Genomic DNA, 18,775 nt, shown 5'->3' with positions numbered 1-18,775 from the left:
TATGTGTATCTGTGACTAGATTTTTGTATTGAGATGTTATGAGGAGAGAGGTTATATATGAACTAAAAAAAGGCAGAAAAATCTGCCTTTCTTTATACTGGGGCGCTAGGATTCGAACCTAGGGATGGCGGGACCAAAACCCGCTGCCTTACCACTTGGCTACGCCCCATTGCTTCACCTCTGTTAATATAGCAGTCCTTGGTGGGTTAGTGTCAAGTACTTTGATAGTGAATTTTACGAAAGAAATTCAGATGCTATTGACTAGATGTAAGGATACAGTTCGTTGCTAAAAATGGTTATAGCAAGTGGTAGTGGTTACTTAACACGGTCTTCTGGAGGAAAATTGTACCAGGTATACCAGTGACGGACTGTTAACCAAAGTACTGAAAGTAAACTGGCTCCACTTAAAGTCAGACCACTAAATGGAACTAATAATCCAAACACTGGTAGCACTGCTCCAGCAATAGAACAGATAATCACAGCAATAGAAGCGCTGCGATTTGCACCTAATCCCCAACTTAATGTGAGAAAGATGAGGGCAATCATTGTCCAGGCTAATTCAGCATTCATGAAGCGAGCCAGGTAAGTCAAAGTCAAAATACATGCAAAGAACATACCAGATGCGATCGCCACATTTTGCAAACTCATTGGAACTGACAAATACAACAGCAATATCCACCAGAGAAATAATGCTGGTGCTAATAATAACAATCGAGGCATAATGCCAGTGTTACGGATAGGTGCAGTGTTGGTAAAAACTCCAAAGGGATTTTTTACAGAAACATTGTCATTAAATATCCAAGTATACTGAGTGCTACGACCATCAGCTTTAATTTCTTTAGGGGTAATACCACTAGCAAACTCAACAGGCGTAAAGTTAGCGGTTGCTGTCAGGCGGAAATTACTCAGGATTTGTCCCCCAGCATTGTAAACCCAGCGCGGCCCCCCCTGAGCTTGATAGGTAATGCGAAAGTTAGTTGTTTCTCCTGGTTGCAAACTAAAGGGAAAGCCATAATCTCCAGGGTTCAGAAGTTCGAGTCGAGTTCCTGAACGTTCGACTTTGTAGTTAGACAGCAGTGAGTAGCCATCGGGCGGTGATGCTTCAAAGAAAAAACTTTGAACATTTTTGAGTCGGTTGACAACTTTATAATCTGCACTGTAGTCTATTCGATAAACGGCACTACGTCCTTGAAGATCGGTGTTTTGTTCAAGTTTTACCTGAATTTGCGATCCTGCTAAGGAGAGATAACGAGTAACTTCCCGTGTATCGTTGACTTTGATTATTTTGCCGTTGACTTGGTTGTTATAAGTGAATGGCTCTTGAATCACATAGCGGACTTGGGGTGCTGTCTGCTCTAACTTATCCCCAGCGACAGTTTGAGCAACTTGTACAACCTTTGCTTGTTCCCAGTGATGATAGCGATTACCTAAAGTGGAAGAGAGAAAAAATCCGACTACCAACAGAACTAATACCAGGGTGAGGTGCTGTAATCCCCGTAAAATTTGGGAGTAGCGTAAAACCCATTCACCAAGAAAAATCACATTTTCTTCCTGATAGCGACGCAAGACGAAACTCATCAGTGCGATCGCTACACCCAAAGCTATCACTAAAAATACTAATAAAATGGAAGCTTTGAGTATTTGGTTGCCAAACTGGATCAGTTCTATTGGATGTGTCAGATCAGGTAATCCAGGAATACCTTGATTAGAAGAAGACATTGATATTTTTTTACAGGATTTGAGAACTCAGACTAATGAAATATCGCAAAAGTTTCGCCAACAATGTCTACATATTTTACTTGTATAGTTATTAACTGACTAAGCAGAAAACAGAATTTTCACTAGTCGATATTTTACGCTTACTTACTGATTACCTTCGTTGCTGGCTGTTTGACAAACAATCTCCATCGAATTAGCTTCAGGAGTTCCAGGTTGAGGGGTAATTTCTTGCTTGGTTTGTTTTTCACTAAGTAACTGACCATCTGCACTGTAGATAGAAGATGTTTCAGAAAATAAACGACCTTCAGTACATGAAGCACGAAAAGTAGTTTTTGTGAGACCATTACCTTGTTTTTGCAAGATAGTATACTTACTTCCTTCTACTGAGCCTGCATCTAAAATAATCGGATTACCATCATTATCAGCACCTACTTGTACATGAAATGCTAGTTGGTTATTAGTAGTTTGAGCTATAGCTGTATTACCTACTAACAATGTCACTGCTACTACAACGCTACTAAAGCTCTTTAAAAACATACGCTTTATTTAAATGTGTCGAACTATATATTCTTTTGTATTCATATTTACTTGATTTTTGGTGCGGTAAAATCACTGGAAAATTTAAGAATCTAAATCTAGTTTTATGAAAGATTGCGCTGGTTTTAGTCTCTAAATAAACTTTTTTGTTACATCTAAAATTGGATAAAATTAAGTCTTTTTACGTATATTTGGCAGCATAAAAAAACCGTAGGGGAACTGCTACGGTTTTCTAGGTATATTACTGAACTCTAACCTTATGTGAAAAGCTGATATCTTACAACTTCAGCTCTTTACCTAATCTCTAATCTCTAGGCAAACAGTTTAACTGCTTTAAATTCATTCGTCATCACAGTCCTGACAAACTCAGCTTGGTGAAATCTTCATCTATTATTACCGTAAATTTATATTGATTGTGTGAATTTCATGCAGTCTTTTTCAATATTTTTAAGTATTAATACTTTAAACTCTTGTTTTAAATATACGTTTCTCTGTTAAATTTTGATTAAAATGTTAAAATAATCACTTTTATATTTACGAAAAATTCAGTGAAAAAGTATGAAAAAACCCCGTGAAGTATCCGGGGTAATAGCTGCGACAATTTAAGAATGACTTCATTGTATGAGTTATCAAAAATACAGCCAGGAGATTGCTTTGACTAGACCTTTGCTTCCAAAGATTTGAGCAACTCAGTATTCACACCAGACTCACGAGTTAGGGCTATTTTACCAGTCCGGGCTATTTCCCTAAGACCAAATTTTTGTAGCACCTGCACAATCGCTACCATTTTTCCTGGGTCTCCCACCACTTCCAAGGTAAGAAAATCTTCTGCTACATCGACAACCCGCGCTCGGAAAATCTGAGCCAGTTCAATAACTTCTGAACGATGAGTGCTATTGGCATTCACTTTCAAAAGCATTAATTCTCGCTCTACACAGGGAGTTTCTGTAATATCCTGAACTTTAAGCACATTAACCAGCTTGTATAGTTGTTTGGTGATTTGCTCGATTATGCGATCATCACCAGCCACAACCATCGTAATGCGGGACACTCCTCCTTGCTCCGCTTGGCCAACAGCAAGGCTTTCTATGTTATAGCCACGGCGGGCAAACAAACTAGAAATGCGGGAAAGAACACCCGCTTCGTCTTCTACTAGAACAGAAAGAGTATGTTTCATCTTTGCCAACACAGGCTCAGGTAGCATATTACTAACGCAAACACTAGTTAAGGGCTACCTTACACGTACTGTTAAACTAAATTTTTTGATAAGTGTGATTTTCTATTTTAAACTTATATATGCACTCATTACACTTTCCAGACAGAAGTTCTCGACAAATCATACTGAAAGTAGAAACTTTCTGAAGTGCAGATATTTACCTTGACAGATGAAAATGGTGACGAAGAACCATTATCTTCAACATGTTATGGAATATTCATAGGAGAGCAGCATTTATGAGTTGGTTAAAAAGATTATTCGGTTTGGAAAAACCACAAAATGCACAAGTCAATCCGGCTCCGCAACCAGTACCGCAAGCTGCTACTGCTGCGCCTACAGCAACTCAATCTATGCCACCAGAACGGATCGGATTGAATGGCGAATATGACCAAAGTGGATTGGCCAAGCGGGTGGCATTAGCATTTGATCAAGATCAGCAGCTTGATGACATAGAGACACTTTGGGTTGCTCAGACTGGTGGAACTGTAGTTCTCAAAGGTAAAGTTCCTAGCCAGGATATTCTCAACAAGATGGTTTCTGTCGCCAGCTCTGTCAATGGTGCTACAGCAGTTGATACAGCCCAAGTCCAAATAGGCTAGATCTGCGTGAATGAATTCTATACGACTGACGGATAGTGTAGCGTAAAGCCTTCTCTTCTCTTTCAGAGACGCTAACGCGAACGAGAGGCTTCGCCAACGGCATAACTTCGCTTTGAGCGAGTCCGTGAGCATCGGAACACACGAATTTAAGACACCCACCAAATTTTCAATTTGGTGGTCAATGAGCTTGTTGAAGTTTTGTCTTCCATCAGTTGCGGGTCAAAATTGCCTAATGATTGATTCTGACTTTTGAATTCTTCTTCAACACTGGCGATCGCCAAAACATCGAATCATCCAATCTAAAAGGGCTTGGTTAATCTGTTCTGGACACTCATCGTGAGGACAATGGCCTACATTCTCTAAATTGAGTAGTTCTAATTTTTCATTGTATTGAGCAAATCGAGTAGCCAATACAGGCGGAACAAATCGGTCTTTTTGTCCCCAAATTAAGAGGATGGGAATTTTCAATGTTGGCAATACAGCTTTAACACTGGGACTAAAATTAACCCCGATCGCCGCTTTAAATAAGGCACTAAAAGCCCGCGCCGAGCCTCGGTCTTGAGGAGGGCCAGCCAAAATTTCTATCAGTTCATCGGTAATAGCTTCAGGATTTGCATAAGCCAAACTCGCCCAGCGCCGTAAGACACTGGGTTGACGCACAAACTTAAATACTGGCTGCAATACCAACGGCGAAGCAACAATATTTTTGATAGTTTTTACAATTGGGCGCAAAACAGCAGGTATTGCTTCTTGTTCTAATGATGGGTCAGGCAAACTCATCATCACAATGCCTTGCACCATATCAGGGTGAGCCGCTGCTGCTGCTAAGGAAATCAAGGAACCATTAGAATTGCCAATTAATACAGCGGGTTGGCGGATAAATGCTCGCCAGAATTCGTATACCTGCTCGACCCATAATTCTATGCTGTAATTTGCTGGGGCTTTTTCCGAAGCGCCAAAACCCAGCATATCTAGGGCATAAACTGTATGATATTCACCCAAAACTTCTAAGTTATGCCGCCAATGCCCAATAGAAGCACCAAACCCATGTAGCAAAATTAAGGGCGTTGAGTTATGATAATTTGCGCTAGGGCGGATGTAGGTATAACGAGTCTGCCAGCCGCGCCAAACCCAGTCCCGCTGATTGCCAACTCGCTGTTGCCAGTGTATCGCTGTGGTCAAGCTTACCTCCGATGCTCTGAAATTTGCATACTACATATATCCAATATAAAAGCTGTATATTAAAGTCTGAAGGATGAAGTCTGAAAGATGAAATTTTTAGACAGCCACTGATGGGAAAACTCTCGACCGACTAAGGAAAATAGTCTGACTCTCCCACTCTTCAACCCTGTTAAAACTATACTTTCGTATATTTGTCAATAACAAATAAAATAATTGTTACAATAAATAGCTCTGACTTTGGTTATGTAATTTAAGTTAACTATTGCAGAGAAATTTTTGTCATTATGAGTAGAATGACAAATACAGCCATTAGTAACTAGACTATAGATTAGTTACTCCAGAATCCAAGGCTGATTGTTAAGTCCTCAGTTATTTTAAGTATTGTACTTCTGAGGCATACAGAGCAAAACCAAACTATATTCTAAAAAGAGAGCTTCCACAAATCATAATGCCTGTGATTGAGAAAAAAAGAACTCGCGATCTGCCCCAAATTAACGAGAGAATTCGCTTCCCGAAAATTAGAGTCATTGATACTGATGGCTCCCAACTAGGAATTATCACTCCTCAGGAAGCATTACAACTAGCAGAAGAAAAAGAGTTAGATTTGGTGCTGCTGAGTGATAAGGCTGACCCGCCAGTTTGCCGAATTATGGACTACGGGAAATACAAATTTGAACAGGAGAAGAAGGCGCGGGAAGCCCGGAAAAAGCAGCACACGGCTGATGTCAAGGAAGTCAAGATGCGCTACAAAATCGAAGAACACGATTACAACGTGCGTGTGAAACAAGCAGAGCGCTTCTTGAAAGATGGTGATAAAGTCAAAGCTACTGTTATGTTTCGGGGTCGAGAAATTCAACACAGTGACTTAGCAGAAGATTTACTCAAGCGTATGGCGACAGATCTTGAACCTTTTGGAGAAGTGCAACAAGCACCGAAAAAAGAGGGAAGAAATATGATGATGTTGATTTCGCCGAAGAAATAAGCTTTAACTTTTCTAAACACAACGCATAGTTCACAGCTAGAAATAGCACAGCGACCATAAATCGCAGAAGTTTATCAAAAACTGATAGTCCTGAGAGCTGAGTGGGAAACATAATACTCAGTTGCTCAGGACTCTTGCTTTTTAAGTGCTGAGTGCGATGTTTGCTCGAACTGTTGCAGGGTGATATCAGAAAGTTAAACTGCATGGAACTGAAAAATTACTCGTTGGTTGTTAATAAAGGTGTTCTCTCACGACTGCTACAGTGGGTAAATCTGCGACCAGAGGAAGGTGAACGTACATGGATTATGTTTGCCTTTTACACAACTGTATCTATCGGATTACGCTGGGCAGAGGATAGTACAGTAGCACTGTTTTTAGATGAATATGGTGCTGGGCCGTTGCCTTGGATGTACATTGCTAGTGCTGTAACAGGTGCAGGGTTGGTTTTTGTTTATTCTTGGCTACAAAAGATTTTTCCTTTGCGTTGGGTAGTGGTGGCGATCGCACCTTGTATGGTCGTGCCACTGATATTTTTGGTATTATTGCGTGAGGGATTACATCTTTCGTACCTAGCAGTAATTTTGGTGTTTATCCTGCGACTGTGGGTAGATGGACTTTACGTCGTCAACGACCTCAACACTTCAATTGTTGCTAACCAAATATTCAACATCCGGGAAATTAAACGCACATACCCATTAGTTAGCAGTGGATTATTAGTAGCGGATGTAATCAGCGGTTTTAGTTTGCCGTGGATTTTGCAATTCGTCAAACTAGAAAAAGTCATTCTAATTGCTTGTTTATTGATTGTTTTAGGGTCAGCAATCTTAGCTTATTTAAGCAATCAATATCGAGCCGCCTTTCCTGATGCGCCACAACGTCAAGTTCCCCATGAACAGGCTTCTCGATATCGGCGAATTCAAGCACCACTGCGCCGCTATACATGGCAGTTATTTGCATTTGTGGGGCTTTTACAAGTTATTGGACTATTAGTCGATTTTCAATATCTCCGGGAACTAAAATCTAATTTAGGCGATCGCGACCTTGCTAGTTTTTTAGGTATATTCGGGGGGATTGTTGGGCTGTGTGAGTTAGCAACTCAGTGGTTTGTTTCCAGCCGACTGATCGAACGCATTGGTGTGTTTTTCACCGCCGCACTTTTACCGATTAGTGTTGGCTTTGTTGTCCCAGCGGCGATCGCTTTATTAAATTTATTCCCAGCTTTGCATTCTTATGGCATTTTTTGGGGATTAGTCGGTTTAAAATTTTGTGATGAATTGCTGCGCTATACCTTTGTTGTCAGTAGTGGGCCAGTTCTTTATCAACCCATTCCCGAACGGCTACGCAGCCACATGCAGGCATTATCTGGCGGAACAGCCGAAGCGATCGCGACCGGGGGATCTGGATTACTGATTTTGGCGACTCTGTTTTTTTGTAATCGAGTTGTTCCCACAGTATTACAAGAATGGGTATTTGTTGGTGAAACCGTATTAGCTGCTGCTACCTGTTTAAGAGTTGTTTGGGTACTGCGATCGCGTTATGTTGATTTATTAGTTTTGAGCGCAGAACGGGGAGAATTAAGTGCTTCTAATGTCGGCTTGCGTGTCTTTAAACAAGGGGTAGTTAAAGCTTTAGGAGAAAAAGGTAGCACCACAGATAAACACTCTTGTATTGAACTTTTAGCCCAAATTGATTCGCATGGAGCCGCTGAAGTTTTAGCCCCGTTGTTGTTGAAGTTACCACCAGAATTACAGCGCCAAAGTTTGGAAGTCATGTTTATGGGAGGGGCGAATCCTGCTTATATAGCGGATGTACGCCTATTAATCGAACAACCCCCAGAAAAAATTGATCCAGAAGTCTTGGCTTTAGCGTTGCGCTATGTTTGGCTGGCTGAAGAAAATCCCAATTTGAGTCAATTAGAAGAATATTTGCAAGCGCGACACCACTCTTTAATCCGCGCCACCGCCGCCGCTTTGATTTTGCGTCAGGGAACGCCGATGCAAAAAGTAGCAGCGACCAAAACGCTGCAAAGGATGTTGACTCATCAACAAGAACGAGAACGCATTAATGGAGTTAAAGCCTTAAGAGAAACAGTTTATCTCCAAGCACTGCGAATTCATATTCCCAATTTATTGCAGGATGAATCTTTGCGTGTGCGCTGTGCTGTTTTGGAAATGATTGCAGCGACTCGCTTAGAAGATTACTATTCAGCCTTGATTGCTGCGCTTTACTATAAATCAACTCGCAGCACAGCTATGCGTGCCTTAGCCAAACTAGAAAATGAAGCTTTAGATATGCTGTTGCGGTTGGCTACCAATACTTATAAGCCAGAAATAGTTCGGATGTATGCGTGGCGAACAATTGCCCACATTCCTAGCCTAGAAGCGATTGAAGCTCTCTGGCTACATTTAGAAAAATCTTGGGGTGCGACTAGATATCAAATTCTGCGTAGTTTACTCAAAGTGCAGAAACAACCAGAAACCAGTAATCGAGTAGACCGCTTCCATCAAATTAGGGTAGAAGGTTTAATTGAGCAAGAGTTAAAGTTTTTAGGAGAAATTTATGCAGCTTACATTGACTTGCAAAAACCACCAACTCTAGACAATCATTCCTCATCCCAGAGAGCAGCGGTTGTCTGTGAATTGTTGCAACGATCGCTGCTAGAACTAGAAATAGATGGACGAGAACGGTTACTGTTGCTCTTGAAGCTGCTTTATTCACCTGAAAAAATGCAAGCAGCAGCGTTTAATTTGCGATCGCCCTCTGGAACAAACATCGCCAGGGGTTTAGAAATTTTAGAGCATACACTCACTCTGCCTGTAAAATCGCTGTTGTTGAATATTTTAGACAAGCGATCGCACCAAGAAAAATTGCATTACCTTGTAGAAGCTGAATTAGTAAAATATGAACCAATGCCAGTTAGTGAAAGACTCAAAAAAATGCTGAGTTTAGATAATTTTCTGTCTGATTGGTGTTTAGCTTGTTGTTTTCATTTGGCGCAAGTTAGCCGCATCCGCTTAACTAGTAATGAAATTTTACTAGCTTTGCGTCATCCTACTGGCTTTGTCCGAGAAGCGGCGATCGCCTATTTAAATGCTGTTTCCCATCGCGTGCTTTTAGAACTCCTGCCAAAATTACAACAAGATTCTCACCCATTGGTAGCTACCCAAGTAAAAGAGTTAATGAAAAAATACACTGCTCGTCGTCCCTCTGCTACCATCCCTCACTAACTTGGGGTAGATATTTGGTTCACCAATATTTCGGGTATCTACCTTCGCGGGTAAAATTATTGTAGAGAAGAGCCACAACAATTAAAACTACTGCCCCAAAAACAGTGGGAAACAGCAGAAAACTCCATGCTGGTTTTGTCAGGTAAATAATCACTGGGTTAGAGCCTGCGGGTGGATGAGTGGTTCGAGTCATCATCATCACAGCGATCGCAGTCCCAACAGCTATAGCAACTGACCACCACGTTGCACCAAACAGCGTCAGACATATCAACCCAATTAAAGAACTCAAAAAATGACCGCCAAGAATATTTCGCGGTTGTGAAAAAGCTGCATCTGGAAACCCAAACACCAGAACGCAGGACGCTCCAAAAGAACCTAGTACAAGTGCAACAGAAAATGTATTCGAGAGAATCGCTACCGCACTAATTGCCAGAAATCCCCCTAACCAAGCAAGCATTATTGCTTTAGCCGAATGCTTAGGAGGTAGTTTTGTATTATCTCCTTGGAACTTCTGCAAAAAATGTATCCAAGACGCTGCTTTTCTATTACCACCTGCAATGCTATTTGATTGTTTAACCATGCTCATTCACCTCAAATTGTTTGCTTGTTTGTACAGACTGGTCTGTCTATCACGATCAAAAAAATAAAAGCTTAACTGATTAACTGCTTAACTGCTGCTCGTGCAGTTTGAATAGACTGTGTTGACCGATAAATTTGACTTGTTGTAATTACTCCTTCAAACAGAAGATAGATTAAATCCGCCAACATTACTGTGTGATTGTTGGTGGTGGAAATATTCAATCTGTCAACAAGTTGCCGAATGTAATCTTGCAAAACACTTTTGTGATTGATGACCAAGAGTCGAATTTTGCTATCTGGTGCGGGAAATTCTGAAGCGATGTTTAAAAAAGCACAGCCTCTAAAATTGCTATTGGGCAACCAGCATTCTAAAAAAGTAAATAGGCTTAACAAACGTTCTTGGTTATCTTCATGTTGTTCAACTTGTTGCTGCAACCAAGAAAACCAATCTTGATGACGCTTCTGCAAGTATGCTATGCACAACTCTTCTTTAGAGGAAAAATGGTGATAAAAACTTGCTTTGGCTACCCCTGCTTCCGCAATTACTTGATTAATTCCAGTCACATGATAGCCTTGCTCGTAAAACAGTCTAGATGCGGTTTCTAGGATTTTTTTATTAGCATTACCAGATAAATTTTGTGAAATCATAAAATTAAGAATACACTAGACAGACAAGTCTGTCTAGAAGGGATTTTTTTAAACTTTCAATTCGGATAAATTTAGTGCTTCTTTGACTAATACATCCTTACGAACCTTGCCTGTTGCAGTCTTGGGCAAATCGGTAAAGAAAAACACTTCAGGTTGCTTGTAAGCAGACAGTCGAGATTCACAAAAACGGCGCAAATCTTCTTTAGTAATCGATTGCGATTCCCATACTTCAATAAAAGCTACCAGTAGAGTGCTGTTTCTGCCTAGTTCTTCGGGTGAAATACCAATGACGGCAGCATCTCGCACCTGTTCGTGCTGACACAACACATTCTCAATCTCAATAGAAGAAATATTTTCCCAACCGTATTCTGTTTCTACATAGATTAAGTCCTTCATCCGGTCTCGAATTTCCAGATAGCCATCTGGATGGATAATTGCCACATCACCTGTATGAAACCATCCATTGCAAAAGGCTTTGGCAGTGGCTTCTGGATTGTTGTAATAGCCTGTAGCGACTGTGTTACCTGCAACAATAACTTCACCCAAAGTAGAACCATCCCAGGGAACATCTTGACTGGTGGCATCAACCACACGCAATCCTGTGCCGGCATGGATGGTGGCAACTCCTTGGCGACCACGTTTTAGGGCGCGACTAGCAGGAGACAATTCTTGCCAGTCTTCTTGTTCTTCACAAACTGTGTATGGGCCGAAGGTTTCATTTAAACCATATTGATGAATCAGTTTGACACCCATTTCATCTAATCTTTCGATTAAGGTGGGTGCAGGTGCAGCACCGCCTGTAGTGATTGTTAGCCCGTCAAATGCGGCTTTGTCCCCTGGTACAAAAGCAAGCGATCGCACCAAGCGAGGCGCACCCGATAAGTGAGTAATTTTATACCCAGCAACTGCTTGACACACCGTAGAAGCATCACGAATTTGATCACCTGGTAGAATAATTTGTGTGGCTCCCACAGCCACGTTTACCCACATATGACCCCAGCCATTCACATGGAACATCGGCAGTAACCAGAGGTATTTAGAGGAGCGATTCAGTCCAATCATCAATGCCTGGCCTAGTGCATTGAGGTAAGCAGCACGGTGACTGGACATAACTCCTTTGGGACGGCCAGTCGTACCAGAAGTAAAGTTAATGCAGATAGGATCTAATTCATCAACAATTGTTTGATCTAACCTGAAATCGCCATTTTCACCTGCTAGACAAGTTTCGTAGTCGAGATAACCAGAATAAGCAGGATTTGTCGCACCATTGATGACGATAATTTTTTGTAAGTGATCAAAAGCCAGTTGAGAGTACAGCAGAATTTTCTCACTGAAGGCAGCATCGATAATTAAGACTTTAGCTTCGCAATAGTCCAACTGAAAGCCGATATCTTGCACCGCCAACCAAGGATTGAGGGCAACAATCACAGCACCAACGGCTGGGATACTGAAGTGAGCTTCGATAGTCTGTTGATTATTTTCTGATAAAAGGGCTACGCGATCGCCATATTCAACTCCCAAACGCTTTAAGACTTGTGCTAAACAACGAGAACGGTGTAATAGTTGGGCGTAAGTGACTTTTGTATTTGGGGAAGCGATCGCAGTACGATTTGCAAATGCTTGACCACTGCGTTCTAAAAAAGTAGTGGGACTCAAAGGTGTATAGTAATGTTGCATAGCTTTTTTTCGATATAGCGCGGGCTGATAATATTCCCACTTGGTTTAGTATTAGTAATACAAATTCTTTAAATTTAAGAAGCAGGTACTCTGATTTTTAAATCAGAATACCTAAGACAAATAACTAGCTTTCCACAGGCTTAACATCTTCATTACCTGAAGCAAACTCATTCCATAAATCAGGACGTTGCTTAACTTTGATATAACGTGTAGCCAAAATCGTGCAGCCATTAACAGAAGCCATTGTATGAAACGTCCCAGGAGAGCGCAGGATTAACGAGCCAGGCAAGAAAGTCACACCATTTTCTATATAATCGCCGGATAATACCAAAACCATTTCATAACCAATATGTTCATGCAGAGCAATAAATGCACCGGGTTCATATCGGAGAATTGCCGCATCAGGGCCTTGAGGATCTTGGTCTACCAGACTAAATATTTTGTGAATATCAACACCTTTTCTCACTTCTGGCTGATAAGGTACAAACTCTAAATCATCTGGTAAGGAAACATTTTCCATTCCCTCGAAATGAATTATTCTGTCGTTAATTGAGTTATAGGGAAATGGATTGTATTTTATTTGTCCATTACTCATCAATTCACCTTTGACAGCGATCGCTGTATCTTCACTTTTTTGTTTGCCGTTATAACCTAAGAGAGAAGTTTTAAAGATTTGAACTGCGTTTGACATATATCCTCGCTATTTATTTGATTGAATACTTCTTTGTGCTTGACTAAGACCGTTATAGCCCCAGCTTTTTCCATCTATTTCTTGAATTGAAATATAGTTTGGGTGAGGTGTGTTCCCAAGATTCGCTGTGAGTAATTGCCAAGTTTGTGCTATCCATTCTGCTTTTTCTGCATCGGTATTTGTACCTTGAGTAATCAGAATACTCAACTCAAAAATTGCTTCATCATGATTTTTAACAGCACCGCCTACATACCATTGCCCTAGTTGATCAGCAGTTTCAAAATGAATCACAATTACTTGTTTGTTTTTCCGCAGCGTTTTCTCAGTTATCAGAGATAAACCTTCAGCTAGGCTATCTCTGATATTTTCAGAAAAAATCTTATTAGCCTTTAGTGTGATCAGCGGCATAGTTTTTATTCCTTTTCATTCACTGCACATACACTTTGGCTTTGATCATTTTCGACATTAGGCAGCAGAAGCTAGTGTGTCAGCTTGGCTACGACGTTGCAAAATACCTTTGAGAATACCGTCATAGACTCCCGCTCTCGCTTCGAGCATCCGCATAGCGCTGGAGAATACTTTTTGCAAGTCTTCTGGAGTTTGCATGTGAGGCATTCCAGCAGCAAACCAACCTTCACCGTGGTCTTCATCTAGTTCGCAGTGAACAACAAAGAATTTCACCATCTGTTCACTCATCCCTCGACGGCGCAAGTGTGCCAAAATTCGGCGCTGTTGTAGAGGAATTGCCAATTCTAAAGCTCCCATACCACCAATACCGTAATGCAGTCCATCAGCAAACCAGCAGAGGTTCATCTTGGTATTCAGCAGGTTACAAGTCTCCGGGTTAATATCTTCTTCTTTAGCTCCACCAAAATAATTCATCAGGGGTTCAAATAAATTGGGGTGAGCTTCAGCAAAATTTCCTTGACCAAATTCGTCATGCAGATTGTGATAGAGTTCTTCGCGCATTTCAAAAGGCACAATTAAGCTAAAAGCAGCAACGTGCAGGTGGAAGCGCTGCATATTAACTCGGTAATTAGCGAGGAAGTAACGAACTTCTTCATCGGTCAAATCATCACGGTCAAACAGTTCAAATAGTGGGTGGTGGTTAACGCGATGTTGGCTAATCCGTTCTTTCAACCAAGGCATAAAAGTTTCAACTGTAGAGAGTTCAGGAGCAAGTTGTTCTTCGGGTAAATATTGCTGTTCAACTTGTTCAATAACATGGCGGAGTTGAAAATCTCTCAGACCACGCGCAGTTCCTAAGCCATAACCTTCTCGCATTAAGCGCAAGTTGAGTTCAAACAAAAGGAACTGAATTTTCTGCCAAGCAAGACCACCTTTATTTTGAAAAGCTTCATGTGCTAACTGTTCAACTTGCTCGATGGGGTATATGTCTTGTTTCAATACTTCTTTGGGATTTGTTTGTACAGCGTTAGATTTTACTGATGATTTTTCAACTTTATTCCAGTTAAACATTCTAATTCTCCTAAGTTAAAATCATGAAAAATTTGTTTGTCCTTACACTACAGATTATTTTTATTCGAGGATTCAAGGACTTTATTGACTACATTTATTTGTCGTTTAATTCCAGAAAATAAATTATTTTATTTGAACTTTAACGACATTTTAAACTACATTTCGTTGTCACTTAATTCCAGAAAATAATTTTGGTTAGGATGTGGATTTAAGGATTGTGTTAGCTTCATTAGTTTGTCAATAAATTCCGGAAAATAATTGATTGTATAGATGAATTTAATGATAGTGACATTATATCAAGCAAGAAGATAGCTAATATTTGACAGGCCATTAATTTTTGATTTAAAGGTTAGAAAAAAATAAGTCTAGAGAACCTTTTTGAGATAAGTTCTCTAGACTTATAGTGAAAATATTCCTGGCGATCGCACCAATAATCTGCTTAATCTCTGAGAAATGTACTCAGATACTGAAGTATCAGATATCGTTAGCTAAATTTAAAAGCTAAAACCTCTAGCGCGTTTAGCAAAAGTTTGTCGCCACTCAGGAGCAAGTAACGGACAAACGGCTAATTGTACTGATATTTCTTTGTCTTTACTATGAAAATAAACTTGCAAAATTCGTGGAGTTATCCAAGGACGATGATCAGGGTCTATCGCATCTTTATCACCCAGTTGTTTGAGTAAAGTAACTTGGATAGAATGCAGAATAGGAGTTTTCATACTCAATAATATCGACAAAATAGACATGAAAAACAGACGGGAATTTAGTTTAGGGCTGAATTCTTTGGTAAATTACTAAATTCCCGCCATGATATAGCATTTCCTAATCTGCTGAAGTACTAAATACATTGGGGAAAATTCACTTTTGGAAGTGATTGGAAATCGCGGCTACACAAACCAAGTCCGCCTACTCGGACTATCTCAAAACCTGCCTGCGCGGGTTTTGTTTGTATAGCCCCAGACTTCAGTCTGTTCGCGTAGCGTGCGCCTTAGCGCAGGGCTATTTGCCGAAAGTGGATGCACTCATACATTGCTAATAAAATTAGGAAACCCTCTGCCTTCAGAAACATTAGTTCTGTACCTCACTTAAGCTGAAATCGCTATATCATGATTAATTAATGCCTACTTTTTTGCTAGTCAATTCAACTTTGGGAAAATCAACTACTGTTTGAGCAATATTGTTAAAGTAGTTGGTGAAGATATTCAGTACTACGTTGGCAATAATTTCGAGAATTTGTGCATCGCTATAACCAGCATGGCACAGGTGATTAATTTGGTCATCGCTAACTTCACCTTGGTTGACAACGATTGTCCGTGCAAATTTTAAGGCTGCGTCTACTTTTGGATCATCTGACAAAGAGAGGAGGCTAGTACTAATGTTACTGTCATCCAATCCTACCATTTTGCCGATCGCGGTGTGGGCAGAGGCGCAGTATTCACAGCTATTAGCTTCGGCTACAGCTAATGCAATTTGCTCACGTAGCTGCACGCTTAACTCTCCGCCAGCCAAAGCACCACTGAAACTTAAGTATCCTTGCAATACTGCTGGTGAGTTAGCCATTGTTCGCATCATATTGGGGGTGATGCCGAGTTGGGCTTGTACTTGATCTAACAGTTCTTTGGCTGGGCTTGTGGCTTGTGCAGGATCAACGGCTACAAATCTTGCCATGTTATTTCTCCGATGTTGTGATGTGATTTATTGCTGATACTTTATATAATCACCGAGATAATAATTTAAAGCCAGACGATTTTTTGCATGACTTTCATAGATACTGTCTATCAGTTACTATTTATTGATGTATATGAAAGTTATATCGGAGGTTTTGCCAGTTCATAGCAGATGCGATCGCCTAATATCTGAACCTTTACTTTTCTTAATAAATGCCTGCTGGAGATCAGTTATTATCATTCAACAAATATATTAGTTAAAAATTCCGAATTGCTAGTGACAGAAATTGTAGTTAAATTTATTTTTGCAAAATTTTAGGATACCTGTCTATGGATCTTTATCAGATTAAATACTTTCTGACGGTCGTTGAGGCGGGTGGATTTACCAAAGCCGCAGAACGTCTATTTATCTCTCAGCCTTCTTTATCGGTAGGAATTAAAAAACTAGAACAAGAGTTAGGCGTAACATTATTTGAGCGTGGAGGACGACGCGCTATCTTGACCCATGCTGGAAAGCATTTTTTAGAAAAAGCCCAAGCTATCCTGCACGAATATGAATCAGCTTTGAGCGAATTGAAAAACTTTCAAAAACAGGAGAAAAATCTCAAAATAGGTGTGTTGCGTACTATTAGAATTGATAATTTATCACGACTAATTGCCACCTTTCGAGATAAATATCCGGCTGTGGCATTGGAATTATGCGATGGTAATTTAGAAGAATTAAGAACCTGGCTAGAGCTAGGCGAAATTGATTTAGCAATTACAGTATTAGGTAACAATGAAGATGCTAAAACTTCTGTGTCTTTGTTCCAACAGCGTCGCCTATTAGCTGTACCAAAAACCCATCCTTTAGCAGAAAAGGAAACAATTACTTTAGGAGAATTGGATGGAGTACCTTATATTGAACGGATAAATTGTGAACTTTGGGGTGAATCACGCAAATGGTTTGAATCGGAAGGTATTCAACCCCATGTTGTTTATAAAGCAGATCATGAAGAGTGGGTAGTATCTTTAGTTTCTGCTGGTTTAGGAGTAACCATTATGCCAGAGTGGCAAGGTTTAGCAGATATTAAATATATTCCCATCGCTAATGCTAATTTGGATCGCTTGGTGGGTCTTGTATGGAGAGCGAAACAAGACTCTGAGGTGGTAAATGTATTCCGCTCTTTTGCTGTAAATCATCATTGGGAATTATAGATAAAGCGGCGTTGCTGATTAAGGGGATGAATTTTGCCTCACGCAAAGGCGCAAAGGTATAAAGAATCAATATTTAGCTTTATTTAAAAGTTTCAAATCATCCCGCATTTATGCAACGCCGATAAAGCTATACTCCTATCTTGCACCTAGCCCCGACGAATGGAATTCGCGGCTAAACAAAAGTCCGCCTGCGCGGACTAACGTAAAATCAAGCCTTTTGAGCCTGCGGAGGCAGGTTTGGTTTGTGTAGCTGCGATTTTAATCGTTAGGTGCAAGATGTGTGTATAAGAAGGGTACTGATAATTTGATGTACCCCTATAGTTGACTTATATAGCTTTCTGAAAATTCTCGTCGTCGAAGCTTTTAGCTAATACAATTCTTTTTTAAGATACTTTTGAACGTAAACGCCGCGCTTTACCAAACAGCAGAAAGAGAGCAGTCAATGGAAGTATGGCTAATGTGGATGGCTCAGGTACTCTTTCGATTGTAATCCGCGCAACGCGATAGCCAGGGGCTTTGAAGTCTGCGTTGGCAAAATTAATCGTTTGACCTCTAAAAGGTCTACTTGCATCTAGGACACCACCAGTACCAGCTGGTCTAAATCCATCATGAATTCTGACTACTCCACCTTCAGTTGTACCAGTATTTGGGGCTGGTTGCTGGAGAAATGCAGTGTTAATTGGGTTTTCGTCATTTACTTCTGTACCAGCATCATAAACTTCTGAGCCAAAAATCTCGAAGCTGGTGGCGATGAAGTTACCTTGAGCATCAAATAACCTATGTTCAAAAGGATCATCATTAGCAAAGAAGGCATCATTGCTAGGGATTACCATTGCAGCATAGCTAAAGTAGGGGGTATTCAAGATACTGTCATCAATGTTGATGATTGTTGATACTGTTGCGCCTGGACTAATGGGCGCAACTGGACGCTCAAGACCACCAAAAACTGTACCTTGGACAGTACCAGCACCACTAGCAGCGAAAGAAGCAGAAATCGGTGCGGTCAAACCATCTTCAACTAAACGCTCAAAAGATGGTATTAGTAGGGCTTGACCTTCGTTGAACGGATCAAAAGTGCCATCGTGTAAGCCAAACCATAAAGGGGTGACGAGAGTACCACCTTGTGGTGCTAAGTTTTCCACAGTAATTTTTAAAGATGCGGCGCTTGCTGTTGATGCGATTGTTAGCACTGAAGCTGATGCGATCGCAGTTGCTATTAACTTCGATACAGTTTTACGTGGATTTACCATTATGATCTCCTGATTATATGCAAATTATTAGAAGATACAACTCTACTTTAAGTAATTCCGCGTGTTTACAATGTAAATTCTTCATCAATTTTGGGTGGATGCTGATGGCCCTGCTTTGTGGGCGA

At 40.6% G+C, this 18,775-nt stretch carries 17 protein-coding genes and 1 tRNA gene; 4 read left to right on the top strand and 14 right to left on the bottom strand.

Going from position 1 to position 18,775, the window contains the following annotated elements:
• Positions 1-97: 97 nt before the first annotated feature.
• From NOS7107_RS04970 to ilvN, 4 genes are all read right to left on the bottom strand, one after another.
• Positions 98-169: transfer RNA gene (locus NOS7107_RS04970), tRNA-Gln, on the bottom strand.
• A gap of 146 nt (positions 170-315) precedes the next feature.
• A complete protein-coding gene (locus NOS7107_RS04965; protein ID WP_015111893.1) occupies positions 316-1,719 on the bottom strand; it encodes a hypothetical protein in 1,404 nt (467 codons plus the stop codon).
• A 144-nt stretch (positions 1,720-1,863) separates the two neighbouring features.
• Positions 1,864-2,256 (bottom strand): hypothetical protein, encoded by a 393-nt coding sequence (locus NOS7107_RS04960; RefSeq protein WP_015111892.1) that lies wholly within the window; start codon positions 2,254-2,256, stop codon positions 1,864-1,866.
• Positions 2,257-2,914: 658 nt separating this feature from the next.
• Positions 2,915-3,433 (bottom strand): acetolactate synthase small subunit, encoded by a 519-nt coding sequence (gene ilvN, locus NOS7107_RS04955; RefSeq protein ID WP_044500522.1) that lies wholly within the window; start codon positions 3,431-3,433, stop codon positions 2,915-2,917.
• Positions 3,434-3,708: 275 nt separating this feature from the next.
• Between ilvN and NOS7107_RS04950 the strand changes: the two genes are divergently transcribed.
• Positions 3,709-4,071 (top strand): BON domain-containing protein, encoded by a 363-nt coding sequence (locus NOS7107_RS04950; RefSeq protein WP_015111890.1) that lies wholly within the window; start codon positions 3,709-3,711, stop codon positions 4,069-4,071.
• Positions 4,072-4,332: 261 nt separating this feature from the next.
• On the opposite strand, the gene NOS7107_RS04945 is transcribed toward NOS7107_RS04950, so the two are convergent.
• Positions 4,333-5,253 (bottom strand): alpha/beta fold hydrolase, encoded by a 921-nt coding sequence (locus NOS7107_RS04945; RefSeq protein ID WP_015111889.1) that lies wholly within the window; start codon positions 5,251-5,253, stop codon positions 4,333-4,335.
• A 448-nt stretch (positions 5,254-5,701) separates the two neighbouring features.
• Here NOS7107_RS04945 and infC point away from each other — a divergent pair, with 448 nt between their 5' ends.
• Positions 5,702-6,235 (top strand): translation initiation factor IF-3, encoded by a 534-nt coding sequence (gene infC, locus NOS7107_RS04940; protein WP_015111888.1) that lies wholly within the window; start codon positions 5,702-5,704, stop codon positions 6,233-6,235.
• A gap of 203 nt (positions 6,236-6,438) precedes the next feature.
• Positions 6,439-9,462 carry a hypothetical protein gene (locus tag NOS7107_RS04935; protein WP_044499685.1) on the top strand — a complete coding sequence of 1,008 codons (3,024 nt, stop codon included), beginning with the start codon at positions 6,439-6,441 and terminating at the stop codon, positions 9,460-9,462.
• Between the two features lie 19 nt (positions 9,463-9,481).
• On the opposite strand, the gene NOS7107_RS04930 is transcribed toward NOS7107_RS04935, so the two are convergent.
• The 8 genes from NOS7107_RS04930 to NOS7107_RS04895 all read right to left on the bottom strand — a co-directional run bounded on the left by NOS7107_RS04930 (position 9,482) and on the right by NOS7107_RS04895 (position 16,204).
• On the bottom strand, positions 9,482-10,042 hold the full coding sequence (locus tag NOS7107_RS04930; protein WP_015111886.1) for an HPP family protein: 561 nt from the start codon (positions 10,040-10,042) through the stop codon (positions 9,482-9,484).
• A gap of 71 nt (positions 10,043-10,113) precedes the next feature.
• A complete protein-coding gene (locus NOS7107_RS04925; protein ID WP_015111885.1) occupies positions 10,114-10,689 on the bottom strand; it encodes a TetR/AcrR family transcriptional regulator in 576 nt (191 codons plus the stop codon).
• A gap of 48 nt (positions 10,690-10,737) precedes the next feature.
• Positions 10,738-12,366 carry an AMP-binding protein gene (locus NOS7107_RS04920; protein ID WP_015111884.1) on the bottom strand — a complete coding sequence of 543 codons (1,629 nt, stop codon included), beginning with the start codon at positions 12,364-12,366 and terminating at the stop codon, positions 10,738-10,740.
• Between the two features lie 124 nt (positions 12,367-12,490).
• A complete protein-coding gene (locus NOS7107_RS04915) occupies positions 12,491-13,057 on the bottom strand; it encodes a cupin domain-containing protein (RefSeq protein WP_015111883.1) in 567 nt (188 codons plus the stop codon).
• 9 nt (positions 13,058-13,066) lie between these two features.
• Positions 13,067-13,465 carry a hypothetical protein gene (locus NOS7107_RS27140; RefSeq protein WP_015111882.1) on the bottom strand — a complete coding sequence of 133 codons (399 nt, stop codon included), beginning with the start codon at positions 13,463-13,465 and terminating at the stop codon, positions 13,067-13,069.
• A 57-nt stretch (positions 13,466-13,522) separates the two neighbouring features.
• Positions 13,523-14,536, bottom strand: coding sequence for an iron-containing redox enzyme family protein (locus tag NOS7107_RS04905; protein ID WP_015111881.1), 1,014 nt, complete (start codon positions 14,534-14,536; stop codon positions 13,523-13,525).
• A gap of 494 nt (positions 14,537-15,030) precedes the next feature.
• Positions 15,031-15,255 (bottom strand): hypothetical protein, encoded by a 225-nt coding sequence (locus NOS7107_RS04900; protein WP_044499683.1) that lies wholly within the window; start codon positions 15,253-15,255, stop codon positions 15,031-15,033.
• A gap of 391 nt (positions 15,256-15,646) precedes the next feature.
• Positions 15,647-16,204 (bottom strand): carboxymuconolactone decarboxylase family protein, encoded by a 558-nt coding sequence (locus tag NOS7107_RS04895; RefSeq protein ID WP_015111879.1) that lies wholly within the window; start codon positions 16,202-16,204, stop codon positions 15,647-15,649.
• A 329-nt stretch (positions 16,205-16,533) separates the two neighbouring features.
• Here NOS7107_RS04895 and NOS7107_RS04890 point away from each other — a divergent pair, with 329 nt between their 5' ends.
• Positions 16,534-17,400, top strand: coding sequence for a LysR family transcriptional regulator (locus NOS7107_RS04890; RefSeq protein ID WP_015111878.1), 867 nt, complete (start codon positions 16,534-16,536; stop codon positions 17,398-17,400).
• Positions 17,401-17,783: 383 nt separating this feature from the next.
• On the opposite strand, the gene NOS7107_RS04885 is transcribed toward NOS7107_RS04890, so the two are convergent.
• The gene (locus NOS7107_RS04885; RefSeq protein WP_015111877.1) at positions 17,784-18,650 is read right to left on the bottom strand and encodes a spondin domain-containing protein; all 867 of its coding nucleotides are present in this window, start codon (positions 18,648-18,650) and stop codon (positions 17,784-17,786) included.
• Positions 18,651-18,775: the final 125 nt, after the last annotated feature.

This window comes from Nostoc sp. PCC 7107 (genome assembly GCF_000316625.1).
Taxonomy (GTDB): domain Bacteria; phylum Cyanobacteriota; class Cyanobacteriia; order Cyanobacteriales; family Nostocaceae; genus Nostoc_B.
This window is presented reverse-complemented; position numbering and strand designations above follow the sequence as displayed.